Origin of the sequence: Streptomyces sp. BE303 (genome assembly GCF_036290945.1) — a bacterium.
Taxonomy (GTDB): domain Bacteria; phylum Actinomycetota; class Actinomycetes; order Streptomycetales; family Streptomycetaceae; genus Kitasatospora.
In genome coordinates, this window is sequence record NZ_JAQYWZ010000895.1 from 144,558 (window position 1) to 157,849 (window position 13,292).

At 75.5% G+C, this 13,292-nt stretch carries 10 protein-coding genes; 2 read left to right on the top strand and 8 right to left on the bottom strand.

Going from position 1 to position 13,292, the window contains the following annotated elements; genetic code table 11:
• Positions 1-294: 294 nt before the first annotated feature.
• The 6 genes from PUR56_RS34915 to pdxR form a co-directional block, all read right to left on the bottom strand.
• Positions 295-1,701 carry a family 2B encapsulin nanocompartment shell protein gene (locus PUR56_RS34915; RefSeq protein ID WP_329881312.1) on the bottom strand — a complete coding sequence of 469 codons (1,407 nt, stop codon included), beginning with the start codon at positions 1,699-1,701 and terminating at the stop codon, positions 295-297.
• A 436-nt stretch (positions 1,702-2,137) separates the two neighbouring features.
• On the bottom strand, positions 2,138-3,607 hold the full coding sequence (locus PUR56_RS34920; protein WP_329881313.1) for a KamA family radical SAM protein: 1,470 nt from the start codon (positions 3,605-3,607) through the stop codon (positions 2,138-2,140).
• A 205-nt stretch (positions 3,608-3,812) separates the two neighbouring features.
• Positions 3,813-4,916, bottom strand: coding sequence for a hypothetical protein (locus tag PUR56_RS34925; protein WP_329951906.1), 1,104 nt, complete (start codon positions 4,914-4,916; stop codon positions 3,813-3,815).
• 197 nt (positions 4,917-5,113) lie between these two features.
• Entirely contained in the window at positions 5,114-5,929 is an 816-nt protein-coding gene (locus tag PUR56_RS34930) for a DUF1963 domain-containing protein (protein ID WP_329951907.1), read from the bottom strand.
• 209 nt (positions 5,930-6,138) lie between these two features.
• Complete coding sequence (locus PUR56_RS34935) at positions 6,139-6,648, bottom strand: hypothetical protein (RefSeq protein ID WP_329881316.1); 510 nt, start codon at positions 6,646-6,648, stop codon at positions 6,139-6,141.
• Between the two features lie 168 nt (positions 6,649-6,816).
• Positions 6,817-8,352: a MocR-like pyridoxine biosynthesis transcription factor PdxR gene (gene pdxR, locus PUR56_RS34940; protein WP_329951908.1), complete on the bottom strand. Its 1,536-nt coding sequence runs from the start codon at positions 8,350-8,352 to the stop codon at positions 6,817-6,819.
• A gap of 228 nt (positions 8,353-8,580) precedes the next feature.
• Here pdxR and PUR56_RS34945 point away from each other — a divergent pair, with 228 nt between their 5' ends.
• Positions 8,581-11,427, top strand: coding sequence for a helix-turn-helix transcriptional regulator (locus PUR56_RS34945; protein WP_329951912.1), 2,847 nt, complete (start codon positions 8,581-8,583; stop codon positions 11,425-11,427).
• 100 nt (positions 11,428-11,527) lie between these two features.
• Here PUR56_RS34945 and PUR56_RS34950 read toward each other — a convergent pair whose 3' ends face one another.
• Positions 11,528-11,815 carry a hypothetical protein gene (locus PUR56_RS34950; protein WP_329881319.1) on the bottom strand — a complete coding sequence of 96 codons (288 nt, stop codon included), beginning with the start codon at positions 11,813-11,815 and terminating at the stop codon, positions 11,528-11,530.
• A 358-nt stretch (positions 11,816-12,173) separates the two neighbouring features.
• On the opposite strand from PUR56_RS34950, the gene PUR56_RS34955 reads away from it, so the two are divergent.
• Entirely contained in the window at positions 12,174-12,482 is a 309-nt protein-coding gene (locus PUR56_RS34955; RefSeq protein WP_329951909.1) for a chaplin family protein, read from the top strand.
• Positions 12,483-12,567: 85 nt separating this feature from the next.
• Here the strand turns inward: PUR56_RS34955 and PUR56_RS34960 are convergent, their stop codons facing one another.
• The gene (locus tag PUR56_RS34960) at positions 12,568-12,981 is read right to left on the bottom strand and encodes a universal stress protein (RefSeq protein WP_329951913.1); all 414 of its coding nucleotides are present in this window, start codon (positions 12,979-12,981) and stop codon (positions 12,568-12,570) included.
• Between the last annotated feature and the right edge of the window lie 311 nt (positions 12,982-13,292).

The window sequence follows — 13,292 nt, forward strand, 5'->3', positions numbered from 1 at the left end:
GGTATCCGTCGGGGCGGCTGGGACTGGGGCATGGGCTCCATGCACCTCTCGTGTCGTCAGGAAGGTCGGACGGCGCCGGAAGGGGGCCGACACCGGACGGCCCGCCTCGGGGGCGGGCCGTCCGGTACCAGGTGAAACGATCATGCGGGCGGCCCGTCACGGCCGGACCGGGTCCGGTCGCGAGCCCGGGGCCCGGGTCACGGGCCGGACCGGTCGTCACGACGGGTTCGTCACGGCACGGTCGTCACGACGGGGCCGCCGCGTCGAGGCGGGCCGGGCGCGCGGCGCCACGGATCAGCGGCGGCCGTGCGCGACCTCGACGTTCTCCAGCACGCCGACCGCGTCCGGCACCAGGATCGCGGCCGAGTAGTAGGCGCTGACCAGGTACGAGATGATCGCCTTCTCGTCGATGCCCATGAACCGGACCGAGAGGCCGGGCTGGTACTCGTCCGGGAGGCCGGTCTGGTGCAGGCCGATGACGCCCTGGTTGTCCTCGCCGGTCCGGATCACCAGGATGGAGCTGGTGTTCTCCTTGGTGATCGGGATCTTGTTGCACGGCAGGATCGGCACCCCGCGCCACGCCGGCACCTGCTGCCCGCCGAGGTCGACGTGGTGCGGGTAGATCCCGCGCGAGTTCAACTCACGGCCGATCGCCGCGATGGCCCGCGGGTGGGCGAGCAGGTAGTCCGGGTCGCGGCGGCGGCTGAGCAGCTCGTCCAGGTCGTCCGGGGTGGGCGGGCCGGAGTGGGTCTGGATCCGCTGGGCGAAGTCCGCGTTGTTGAGCAGACCGAACTCCGGGTTGTTGACCAGCTCGTGCTCCTGGCGCTCGCGCAGCGCCTCGATGGTCAGCCGGAGCTGGTGCTCGATCTGGTTCATCGGCTGGTTGTAGAGGTCGGCGACCCGGGTGTGCACCTTGAGGATCGTCTGGGCGACGCTCAGCTCGTACTCGCGCGGCTTGAGCTCGTAGTCCACGAAGGCGCCGGGCAGCTCGTACTCGCCGTGGTGGCCGGCCGACATGGCGATCTCGGCCTCGCCGCGCTCGTTCTGGCGCTGGAGCGGGAGGGCGAGGAAGGCCCCGAGGTGCTCCTGCAGCGCGGGCGAGCCGTCCCGGATCGCCTCGAAGTCCCGGCGGGGCAGCGAGAGGACGGTACCGGAGGTCACCGTCCTGGCGGTGAACTCCCAGACGGCGTCGGCGTCGAGGACGGCGTGCTCGCCGAAGCGGTCACCGTCGGCGAGCACGCTGACCACCGTCTCGTCACCGTACTTGCCGGTGCCGATCTGGTTGATCTTGCCGTGCGCGATCAGGTAGATCCGGTCGGCGGGCGCTCCGCGCTCGGCGAGCACCTCACCCGGGCCGAAGTCGCGCTGCTCGCAGCGGTCGGCCAGCGCGGTGAGCACCCCGTCGTCCTCGAAGCCGCGCAGCAGGGCGAGTTCGCCCAGCTCCTGCGGGATGACCCGGACCTCGGAACCGGTCTTGATGAACTCGACCCGGCCGTCGCCGACGGTGTAGGTGAGGCGGCGGTTCACTCGGTAGGCGCCACCGGCGGCCTGCACCCAGGGCAGCACCTTGAGCAGCCAGCGGGAGGTGATCTCCTGCATCTGCGGCGCGGACTTGGTGGTGGTGGCGAGATTGCGGGCAGCGGCCGTAGTGAGGCTCGACTGCACCACCTGCTGTGTCTCCGGGCTGGTCTCCACGGGCATCGGCAGGGCTCTCCTTCATCTGGTCAGGTCACGTCGTCTGCGCAGGTCCCGCCGACGGGGCCGCCCGGTCGGCGGTGGCCGGGTGAACGGTCTCGACGGTTCATCAGATACACGTATCGGCAAGGGTGTTGGTGGCGTTCACGAGGTGGAGCGCCACTCGGTCGATCCACCGGGAACCCTAGATCACCAAGGCCCGACCGACCCCGTATGGCGGTGGAGTGCCCCCCGATAGGGTGAATCTCTCCGAGCGGAGGGTTTGAATCCGTCAGCCGGGCCCCACAACGCCGACACGTTTCTGCGCATGCGAATCGTCCAGACGTAGGAACGATTCACCTCACCCGAACGGACCAACGTGAACGCCCGCACCCCGGCCGGCGGGGTGCGGGCGACTGGAACAGGTGTTCGCCTGTCGAACAGAGTCGGCCGCCAAGGCCGATCAGACCAGCGCGGGCTCCCCCGCGAGCTGCGAATCCCCAGCGAACCAGGGCCTCCGCTCGAACGACGCCGGCCTCAACTGATCGAACCAGGTGGCCCGTTCGTCGTACCGGGCGAAGAACGGCAGGCCCACCCGCTCCGGCTCGCGGGCCTGCAGGAACCGGCAGACGAAGACCCGCTCACCCGCGACCTCCGCGACGCCGTCCAGGCAGACCTTCCCCGGCCCGGCCGACATCACCGGCCCGCGCGCCGTCCGCTCCAGCCCCGACACCTGGCGGACCGCGTCCCGGTAGATCTCCACCGCCCGCGCCAGCGGCACCTCGAAGTAGGAGCTCGCCCCGGTGTCCCGCTCCACGAACAGGTAGTACGGCGCGATGCCGAGCCGCACCATGTCCCGCCACATCGCGGCCCAGACGTCCGGGGAGTCGTTGACGTGCCGGATCAGCGGCGCCTGGGCCCGGATCACCGCCCCCGTGGACCTGATCCGCGCCACGGCCGCCCGGACCGCCTCGCCGGCCAGCTCGCGCGGGTGGCTGACGTGGGCCATCACCGCCACCTGCCGCCCGGCGGCGACCGCACGTTCGAACAGGCGGAGCAGGTCGTCGGCGTCCGGGTCGGTGGTGAACCGGTGCGGCCACCAGGCCAGCGCCTTGGTGCCCAGCCGGATCGTCCGCAGGTGCTCGGTCCCGGGACCGAGCAGCGGCTCGACGTAGCCGGCCAGCCGCGCGGTGGACATGATCAGCGGATCACCGCCGGTGATCAGCACGTCGGCGACCTCCTGGTGGGCCCGCAGGTAGTCCAGCGCGGTCGCCGGACCGGGCAGGCTCTGCCGCAGGTCCGGCTCACCGACGAACTGGGCCCAGCGGAAGCAGTAGCCGCAGTAGGCGTGGCAACTCTGGCCCTGGGCGGGGAACAGCAGCACCGTCTCCCGGTACTTGTGCTGGAGGCCGGGCACGGGGCGGCCGTCCAGCTCGGGGATGTTCTCCTCCAGCTGACCGCCCGGGTGCGGGTTGAGCGCGCGCCGGGCGGCCGCCACCGCCTCGGCGAGCCGCTCGCGCGGGGCGCCGGCGGAGATCAGCGCGGAGATCCGGTCGAAGAGCTCCGCCGGGAGCATGTCCCGGTGCGGGAAGGTCAGGCGGTACATCGGGTCGTCGGGGACGCGCCGCCAGTCGATCAGCTCCTCCAGGACGTGGTTGTTCACCTTGAACGGCAGCACCGCCGCGACCACCGCGATCTCGTGCCGCAACCGCTCGTCCGCCCCGGCGAGCTGCGGCAGCCCGGCGAGCCGGTGGCCGGGTACCGCGCGCAGTTTGGGGCGCCGGCCGGCCCCGGCCGCCGTCCCCGTGCTGCCGGCACCTGCGGTGGTGCGCGCGCCGTCGCCGGCGTCGGTGATGGTGATGTCGGCGCCGGTGGTGGTGCCGGCGGCGTCGGCAGGCCCGCCGTTCACACGCTGGTCTCGTACGGTTCGCACCCGTGTCACCCTTCTCCCGGCCGCTCCACGCGGCCCTGCGGGCAGCCTAACCTTCGTGCGGTGACCATCCGTCAGAGGGCCTGGGAGCAGCGGCCGTACGGGTCCGGGGCGGGCGGCGGCCGGGCGCTTCCCCGGTCCGCGGGGCGGGCGGACACCCGGTCCGGGCAGCGGGCGGGGCACCCGGCCCTCGACGGCCCGCCCCCCGCTACGGCTCGCCGCGGTCCCGGTGGTCCCGCTCGCGCCGTCGTGCCACGTACCAGAAGGTGCCCACCAGGGCGGAGAGCCCGATCACCACGAAGGCGAGCGCGGGCCACCGGCTCTCGAACAGCCGGACGTCGGCGAGCAGCAGCACGACGACCGCTCCCAGCGGGACGGCCAGCGAGGCCACGGCCCGGGCGGCCGCCACCACCATCCCGGGGTCGGTGCGGGTCCGGCGGGGCCCGGACCAGCCCGCCGGAGCGCCGCCGAAGTGGAAACCCACCGCACGCGTGGCGATCCGGTCGGTGGCCCGGTTGTAGGAGGCCCCCATGTACGGCAGCCAGACCAGCGGGGCGACCGTACCGAGGAGGAAGACCACGGCCAGCAGCGCCCACCCGCCGGCGGAACGCCAACGGGACGGCGGCGGGTCCTCGCCCTCGCTCGTCAGCCCGAGCAGGCGGGCCATCCGCCTGATCAGGGAGGCGAATCCGCGGATGCGCCGGGTCCGGCGGTCCCGACCGGCGGGCGTACCGCCGGGCACCGGATCGGGGCCGGACGCCAGCGCGCGCTCGGCGGCGGCGAGGTCGGGGTACGCCCCCTGGAGGACGAGGATCTCGGCGGCCCGGGCCGGTGCCACCGGGTCCTTCCCGGCGAGGGCGGCGAGCTCCAGGAGGAGTTGCCCCTGGGCCAGCAGCGCGCTGCAGAAGGCGAACGGCACCAGCCAGAGGAACGGCCCGCCGACGAACGCTCCCTCGGACTGGCTGACCCGCCGGGCGTGCGTGACGGCCCGCACGGCCAGCTCGCCCGTGGTCTCGTCGGGACGGGACGCGCGGAGCGCGGCGGTCCGCCGGGCGGCCCGGGGACCGCGGTGACGGACGGCGAAGACCGCGAGCAGCTCCGGCAGACGGCCCGGGTGCGCGCGCACCGCGCGCAGCAGCTCGACGGCGGGGGCGGCGGTGTCGGTGCCGGCCGCGACGTCGGCGCTGCGTGCGGTGCCGACGGCGTCGGTGCTGTCGGCATCGGTGCTGTCGGCAGGAGCGGCCGCGCGGTGCGGCGCGGACTCCGTTCCCGGCTCCGCGTCCTCCGGGGTCCGCTCTCGCTCTGGGACCACGTTCGTCTCACCGCCCCGCCGTACCGCCCGACCGACCCCCGGCAGGGCGCCCGGTCCCTCGTTCCGGGCCTCACCCCAGCCTAGGACGAGTCCGCCGGTTCCCGCCGTTCGTCCGCCCGGCGGTCGCCCGGCCGTCCCGGGCGGAAGGCCGTGCGGGGCCGGTACCGATCAGGTCGGGGGCTCCGCGCCCGACCCCGTCAGACGGTCTCGAACCCGTGCCGGACCAGGTCGAAGCGGCCCGCCGCGAGGTCCTCGTCGGTGATCCAGAACGAGACGTCGGCGCACGCGCCCCGTGCCGTGTCCAGCGCGCCGCTCCCGATCTGGAGCAGCGGCCGGTGGCCCTCGGGGCGTCCGGTGTCGGTGTCGCACCAACCGAGCACCCGCACGGCCGGCCGGGGCAGCTGGTCCGCGAGGTCGAGGGCGAGGTCGAGCGCGACCAGGAAGTCGTCGGGGAACAGGTTCTCCAGCTCGCGGTCCTGGTAGGACGGCGCGGAGAGCGCCCACGACGCCCGGACCGGGACGGCCGGGACGGCGGGTGTGCCGTGCTCGCTCGGCGGTGCCGCTCGGGGCGGCGCCCCGGCGGGCACGTGCAGGACCCGGCAGCCGCGGCCGCTGAAGTCCGCGAGCCACTCGTCGTGGAAGAAGAGCAGCAGACCGTCGGCGGGAAGCGGCCAGCGGTCGCCGGGCCCGGTCGCCCGGAACGCTGCGGCCAGTCGGGCGCAGTCCAGCTGGGCCAGGAAGCGCATCGGACGGCCGGAGAACGCGGGCCAGGCCGTCCCGGCCGGCAGCGCGGGCAGCCCTCCGAGCCGGCCCTCGCCCCTCTCACCACCACCCGGCTCGCCGTCGCCGGTGACCGGCCCGAGGACCAGCGAGGAACGGAACAGCCGGTGCACCAGCGGTGCGAGCCGGTCACCGGCCCGTGCGCGGATCGCCGCCGCGACGGCCTCGGGGATCGGCGGCGCGCCCCCGCCCGGGGCGGTCGTCGACATGTCAGTGGTCACCGGTTCGGCCATGCGCCGAGCCTGCCATCCGGGTCCGACAATCCGCGGGGCGCACGGGCCGCACACGCGGCGGACCGCCGACCCGGTGGGCCACCGGCGCCCCGGGGGAAACGCCGGAGTCCCGCCAGGTGCCGGTACGGGGGCGATCGGCACCTGACGGGGGTTCCGGGCGGCCCCGGCCGGGCGCTGCGGCCCGGAGCGGGGGCGGGGCGGGGTCGGGATCAGGAGCAGGTGACCTCGTTGCCGGGGACGTTGAAGATGCCGGAGTCGGAGGCGGTGCCCGAGGCGTACTCGTAGTAGAGGTACGTGTAGAAGTCGATGCGCGCACCGTTGCCGCAGGCCGAGTCGGCGGCGATGTCGTAGGTCAGCGTGACGGTGGTGGTGGCACCCGCCGCGACCGGCACGGAGTGGTGGACCAGACCGCTGGTGGCGCCGGTGTCACAGCTGCTCACGTTGCCGCCGCAGGACGCGAAGGCGTACTTCAGGCCGGTGGCCTGGGTCGTGCCGTAGGTCGGCTGGATGGACTCGTAGAGGAACTGCACGGGGGTGTCGTGCGGGTTGGTCAGGGTCAGGGTGAGGGTGACCGAGGAGCCCGGGGTCGCCGTCGCCTTGTCGGAGGACACGGAGAGCAGGGGGGTGTCGGCATGGGCGGGGGCGGCCGAGAGGAGCAGGCCGATCAGGAGGGCGAGGATCGCGGGCAGGCCGAGGCGGCTCAGGAATGATGTGCGCATGACCATGGAGCGTAGGCGGGCTGCCCCGCCCCGGTGTTCTCCTCCGCACCGGTCCGTACCGGCATATGACAGCGGAGCGGACGCCCGGAACCACTACCTTCCGGTTCCGGCCCCGCCGGAAGGCCGGACACCCTACCCTCTGCTCCCGGCCCCGCGCCGGACGGCCGCTCAGAGCGGCTCCGGCAGGATGTCGCAGAGCGCGTCGAGTGCGGCCGGGTAGGCGTGGTCGGGCGGGGTGGAGTAGCCGACGACCAGTCCGTCGGAGGCCGGCATCGCCTCGGGCTTGACCAGCGGGTGCCGGTAGTCCGCGAGGCCGTCCAGGGCCAGCCCCCGGTAGGCGGCCGCCTTGAGGACCGACCGCTCCGTTCCGGGTGCGAGCCGGAGCACCGCGTGCAGGCCGGCCGCGATGCCGGAGACCTCGATGTGCGGGGCACGCGAGGCCAGCGCGGCGACCAGCGCGTCCCGGCGGCCGCAGTAGCGCCGGCGCATCCGCCGGACGTGCCGGTCGTAGCCGCCCGAGCCGATGAACTCCGCGAGCGTGAGCTGTTCCAGCGCACTCGCCCAGGCCTCGCGCTCCCCCTTGGCCGCGAGCACCCGGTCGACCAGGTGGTCGGGCAGCACCATCCAGCCGATGCGCAGCGCGGGGCTGAGGCTCTTGCTGACGGTGCCGAGGTAGACCACCCGCTCGGGATCGAGGCCCTGCACCGCACCGACCGGCTGGCGGTCGTAGCGGAACTCGCCGTCGTAGTCGTCCTCCAGGATCAGTCCGCCGCGTCCGCGCGCCCAGTCCACCACCGCCGAACGCCGCCCGGCATGCAGCGGACCGCCGGTCGGGAACTGGTGGGCCGGGGTGAGCAGGACCGTCCGGACGTCCGGGTGGCGCGCCAACTCGCCGACACGGGCGCCGCGTTCGTCCAGCGAGAGGGGCACCGTGGTCGCCCCGGCGGTGGCGAGCAGCCCTCGGTGGAAGGCCAGCCCGTACGCCTCGACCGCGAGCGGTCCGGTGGTCCGGGCGGGCAGCACGGCCCGCGGACCGTCGAAGAGCAGTCGCAGCCCGTGGGCGAAGCCGGAGCAGACCACGATCCGCTCCGGATCGGTCCGTACGCCGCGCACCCGGGCCAGGTAGTCGGCGAGGACGTCGCGCAGCTCGCGGCGGCCCTGCGGATCGCCCGGTCCGAACGCCTCGTTGGGCGCGGCGGTGAGCGCGCGCCGCCCGGCGGCGAGCCACGCGGTGCGGGGGAAGGAGGCGGTGTCGGGCCGGCCCTGCCGCAGGTCGTGGGCGGGCTGCGGCGGCCGGGACGGCCGGCGGGCGCGGGTCGGGGCGACGGGCTCGGCCCGGTCGGCGACGGCGGTGCCCGAACCCTGCCGGGCGGTGAGCCAACCCTCGGCGACGAGCTCGGCGTAGGCGTCGGCGGCGGTGTTGCGGGCTATGCCGAGGTCCGCGGCGAGGGCGCGGTAGGGCGGCAGACGGGTGCCGGGGGCGAGCCGGCCGCTGCGGATCGCCTCACGCAGGGCGCCCATCAGGGCGGCGCGGCGGCTGCCGGTGACGGGGAGGTCGAGATGCAGGTCGGCACCGGACGGACCGTCGCCGGCGCGGGCCGCGCCGGCGGCCCCCTCGTCCGGTCGGTCGGCGGTCTCCCGGGGCGTGCGTCCGGCAGGACGGCGGCGGGGTGTCCGGGGCGGCTCGACCGAGATGTCCGTCATGGTCAGGCAGCCTATCGCCGTACCGGGCCCGCCCCCGGGGCCGGGCCCGGCGCCCCGCCGCCGCCCCCGGAGCGCGGCGGGGCTGCCGGGGGCAGGGGCCGGAGTTCACGGGGCACCCGGCGGGAAAGGGGAGGATAGCCGGGGCCGCAGGTGTGGCCACCTGCGAGGAAAGGGGCGGGGACGGTCGTGGGCACTGGGGTGGGAGCGGTCGGGTCGACCGCGGGGACGATGGTCGGGCGGGGCCGCGAACAAGCGCTGCTGGCCGCGTTCGTGACGGAGCCGGGGCCCGGGGCCCTGCTCCTGCGGGGCGAGACGGGAGTGGGGAAGAGCGCGCTGCTCGACCACGCCGCCGCGCACGCGGCGGACGCCGGGCACCTGGTGCTCCGGGCCGCCGGGGCCGAGGCGGAGAGCGAGCTGCCCTTCGCGGGACTGCACCAGTTCCTGCACCCCCTGCTTCCACGGGCCGCCGGCCTGGACGCCGCCCACCGGGCGGTGTTCGACGTCGTCCTCGGGCGCGGCGACGGGGCGCCGCCGTCGGTGATGTCGCTGGGGATCGCCGTCCTCGACCTGCTGTCCCTGACCGGTTCCGAGCGGCCGGTACTGCTGGTCCTGGACGACGGCCAGTGGGTCGACGCCGCCAGCACCGACGTGCTCGGCTTCGTGGCGCGCCGGCTCACCGCAGGTCCGGTACGCCTGCTGGTCGGCGTGCGGTCCGAGGTCGCCTCCGGGTTCGACGCGGCGGCGCTGGCGGAGCTCCCGGTGGCCGCGCTGCCGGACGGCGACGCGGAACGGCTCCTCGACCGGCGCCACCCGGGTCTCGACCCGGGGGTGCGGCGGCTGGTCCTGGACCAGGCCTGCGGCAATCCGCTCGCGCTGCTGGAACTCCCGCCGTACGTGGGAGCGGCCCACCGGAGCGGGGGCGGTCCGGGCGGCGGGGGTTCCGCCGCCGGCGGACCGGCGACCGGCCCGCACCCGGCCGGACTTCCGCGCCGCCTCCAGCACGTGTTCGGCACCCGGATCGAGCGGCTGGACGACGCGGTGCGGGAGGAACTCCTGCGCGCGGCACTCGACGGTGCGGGGACGAGGAGCGGCGGCCGCGCCGCGCGGTACCGGATGCGGGACGTCGACGAGGCGGCGGCCTGCGGACTGCTCGACGTCGATCCGGTCAGTGGCGACTTCGTGTTCCGGCATCCCCTGGTGCGCTCGACCGTGGTCCAGCTGGCCACGCCCGGCCGGCGGCGCGCGGCCCACAGGGAGCTGGCCCGGGTCCACGGCGACGACGTCGAGCGGCGGGCCACCCACCTGGCGGCGGCGGCCCAGGGGCCCGACGAGCAGGTGGCCGCCGCGCTGGAGACGGCCGCCGAGTCGGCCACCCGGCGCGGGGGCGCGCTCGCGGCGGTCGCCTGGCTGACCCGCGCCGCCGAGCTCAGCGAGGACCGGGACGGGCGGGCGCGACGCCTGGGCGACGCGGCGTTCGTCGCCGGGCACTCCGCGCTCCTCGACCAGGCGCGCAGGCTCACCGACGGGGCGGCCTCGTCCGGCGGAGCGGCTTCGGCCTCGGCCACGGTGACGTCCGCGTACACGGCCCTCTACGAGGACGGGGACGTGCGCTCGGCGCGACTGCAGGTCGTCGCGGCGATCGGGCGGATCCGGGCGGCCGGCCGGGGGTGGGCGGAACCCGCGTCCGCCACGGAGACCCCGGGCGGGCGGCCGGCCGGGCACCCTCCGGAGCCGGGGCAGCCGGCCGAGGTGCTCACCCGGCTGGTGAACCTCCTGCTCGCCGTCAACCAGTACGCCGCCGATCCCGCGGCCTGGGAGGCCGCGCACCGGCTCCTGGCCTCCATGGGCCCACTGGTGGCACCCGTCTCGCTGATCTACCGGGACGCCTGGAGCGACGTGGTCCGCCACGGGGCCGGCGTGCACGAGCGGGTCGAGCGCGCCTTCGCCGACCTCCCCCGGCTGGAACCGTGGGACGTCACGCGGCTGGCCGTCGCCGCGTACCACGTCGACACGCTGCACCACTACGGCCCGCTGCTGCGCCGCACCGTGGACCGGGAGGTGGAGACCGGCGCCGTCGCCAACGGCATGACCATGCTGCACCTCGTCATGCTGGACCAGCTGGCCGCCGGGGCGTGGGACGAGGCCGAGCGGACCGGGCACCGCGTACTGGAGCTGACCACGGCCCACGGATTCGCGCTGTTCGCCCACCACGGCCGGGCCTACCTCGCGCTCCTGGCGGCCCTGCGCGGACAGTCCCGACGGGCCGCGGAACTGCAGGCGGCCGTCGGGCACTGGGCCCGGCCCCGGGGCGTGGGCTTCCTCCTCCAGATCGCCGACGCGGTGGGAGCGGCGGCGGCGCTGAGCGACGGGGACTACGAGAGCGCCTACCGGTACGCCGCGGGCATCACCGCTCCCGGCACCTTCGCTCCCTGCGCCCACCAGGCCTCCCGCACCCTGCTGGACCTGGTCGAGGCCGCACTGCACACCGGCCGCGCCGAGCAGGCTCGGCGGCACGCGCTCGCCGCGCGGGACACCGGGCTGCCGGCGGTCTCCCCCCGGCTGGCCCTCGTCACCCACGGGGTGCTGTCGATGACGGCCCCCGACGACGCCGAGGCCGAGCGGGAGTTCGCCCTCGCCGACGCCCACCCGGCCGGCGCGCACTTCCCGTTCGAACTCGCGCGCATCCGCCTCGCCCACGGTGTCCGGCTGCGCCGCACCGGTGGCCCCCGGGCGGCGCGGCACCCGCTGACGCTCGCCGCCGAGTCCTTCGAGCGGCTCGGCGCCGCCGGCTGGGCCGGACGGGCCCGGGCCGAACTCCGCGCCTCGGGCGTGCCCGCGCCCGAACCCGGCCCGGGCCCGGGCGCCGCGCGCCTGGCCACGCTGACCTGGCAGGAGCGCCGGATCGGGGAGCTGGCGGCGGGCGGACTGACGAACAAGGAGATCGGCGCCGTGGTCCGGCTGTCCCCGCGCACCGTCGGTTCCCACCTGTACCGGCTGTTCCCCAAGCTCGGCATCACCTCCCGAGCGGCGCTGCGGGACGCGCTGGCGGAGGGAACGGGACGGGACGGGCCGTGAGGGGCGGCAGCGGGCTCCTCCCCGCCGGCCTCCCGGGCACGGCGGACCTCCCGGGCGCGGGACGGCCGCGCCCGGGAGGTCCGTACGACCCCGCCGACGCCTAGTCGATGCGGACGGAGTTGACGATGTACGAGCGCACGTCGTTGCGGGTGCGCTCGGCGAGCGTCGAGTCGGTGGAGTAGGCGCTGACGGTCAGCCAGACGTTCCGGCCCTGCGGGACGCAGACGACGGTGGCGATCACGTTGCCGTTGCCGCCGATCACCTGGTAGTCGCCGTCCCCGGCGAGGTCCCAGACCTGGAAGCCCTGGCGTTCGAGGGCGGTCTGGGCCAGACCGAGACAGCTGCCGAGGTTGTCGTTCTTGGTGAAGGTGCCCCAGTGCGCGTACATGCGGGTCTCCCGTTCGTGCCGTGGCCGGGTGGCCGCGGGCCCCTGCCGCGGCCGTCCGTCGAGCATCGGGCGGCCGATGTCCCGGAAACACGGGGCGGGTGTCCCGGTCGTGCCCCGTCCCGGTGCCCGGGACCGGAGCAGGACCGCGGTGTCGGACGGACAGGTGGCGCGAGAGCGAGCAGGTGGCGCGAGAGCGAGCAGGTGGCGCGAGAGCGGGCAGGTGGCGCGAGAGCGGGCAAGGCAGGTGGGCCGGCCGGGCTCGGCGGCTGCTGCATCGGGGTGGGGTTCCGACTGCGCTCGGGTGATCGCACGGTCGGATCATGTGGTCATCGGCGTGTCGGCTGGCTATTCCTTCCCCATGACCAACACCAGGAAGTACCTGCTCGCCGCGGGCCTGAGCGCCGCGCTGGCCGTCATCTCCGCCGGCCCCGCCCTCGCCGGCGGCTGCGACGACTCCGCGCACAGCGCCCCCGCCCAAGCCGCGCCGCCCTCCTCGGCCTTCCTCGGCGGGGGCGGCGGGGGCGGGGGAACCACCTGTATCAACACCGGCGGCGCCTACGCCAGCGGCGTCGTGGCGGGCTCCCCCGGCGTGCTCTCCGGAAACCAGATCCAGATCCCGATCAGCATCCCGATCAACATCTGCGGCAACGGCGTCTCCGTGCTCTGACCCCCCTCGCACCGCACAGGGCCGCGGCCCCGGCATCCGCCCGGGACCGCGGCCCTCGTCGCCCCCTCGTCCGCGCGCCCTTCCCCTACGGCACCACCGTGACCGGCCAGCGCCCCGCCTTCACCAGCCGCACCGCGACCGAGCCGATCACCCGGTGACCGGCCTGCTCGGAGGCCCCGACCACCACCGCGTCCGCCCGCAGCTCGTCCGCCAACCGCGCCAGACCCGTGAACGGGTCGCCCCGGACGGTCAGGAAGCGCCAGTCCAGCCTCCAGACGTCGCGCAGCCGGTGCTCGGCCTCGCGCAGGGCGTCGAGCAGCTCGTCGGCGATCTCCCGGGTGGTCTCCTCCACCGCCGCGCCCGCGAGCGCGGTGGCCGCACCGAGCACCGGCTGGATGTACGCGACCGCCAGGGTGGCGTGCTGCCGCCGGGCCAGACCGGCCGCGTAGGCGGTGGCCCGCCAGGCGGAGTCCGATCCGTCCAGCCCGGCCAGGACCATCCTGGGGCCGTCCGTCCCCAGCTCGAACCCGGTGGGCGCGACCGCCGCCCCCGGCTCCCCGGCCCCCCGCCCCACCTCGTCGAAGGCCTCCGCGTCCCACCGCTCATCGCTCTCGTTGCTCATGGCCCGAGGCTATGCCGAGCACTCCCGGTGCCTGCACGGGGCACGGCGGGTGAGGGCTGTGGTGCGGGCCACCCGGAGGCAGGTGACCCGCCACCCTTTCCACCACCCCCGGCAGAGACACCGTCACCCACCGTCGACCATGTGCGCGGCCTCACAGCCCCACCCCTGTGGCCCGGACCACTTCCCAC

Excerpts from the sequence above, each read along its gene's own strand:
- PUR56_RS34915 (WP_329881312.1), bottom strand. The coding sequence starts at position 1,701 with ATGCCCGTGGAGACCAGCCCGGAGACACAGCAGGTGGTGCAGTCGAGC.
- PUR56_RS34930 (WP_329951907.1), bottom strand. The coding sequence starts at position 5,929 with ATGGCCGAACCGGTGACCACTGACATGTCGACGACCGCCCCGGGCGGG.
- PUR56_RS34935 (WP_329881316.1), bottom strand. The coding sequence starts at position 6,648 with ATGCGCACATCATTCCTGAGCCGCCTCGGCCTGCCCGCGATCCTCGCC.
- pdxR (WP_329951908.1), bottom strand. The coding sequence starts at position 8,352 with ATGACGGACATCTCGGTCGAGCCGCCCCGGACACCCCGCCGCCGTCCT.
- PUR56_RS34945 (WP_329951912.1), top strand. The coding sequence starts at position 8,581 with ATGGTCGGGCGGGGCCGCGAACAAGCGCTGCTGGCCGCGTTCGTGACG.
- PUR56_RS34950 (WP_329881319.1), bottom strand. The coding sequence starts at position 11,815 with ATGTACGCGCACTGGGGCACCTTCACCAAGAACGACAACCTCGGCAGC.
- PUR56_RS34955 (WP_329951909.1), top strand. The coding sequence starts at position 12,174 with ATGACCAACACCAGGAAGTACCTGCTCGCCGCGGGCCTGAGCGCCGCG.
- PUR56_RS34960 (WP_329951913.1), bottom strand. The coding sequence starts at position 12,981 with ATGGTCCTGGCCGGGCTGGACGGATCGGACTCCGCCTGGCGGGCCACC.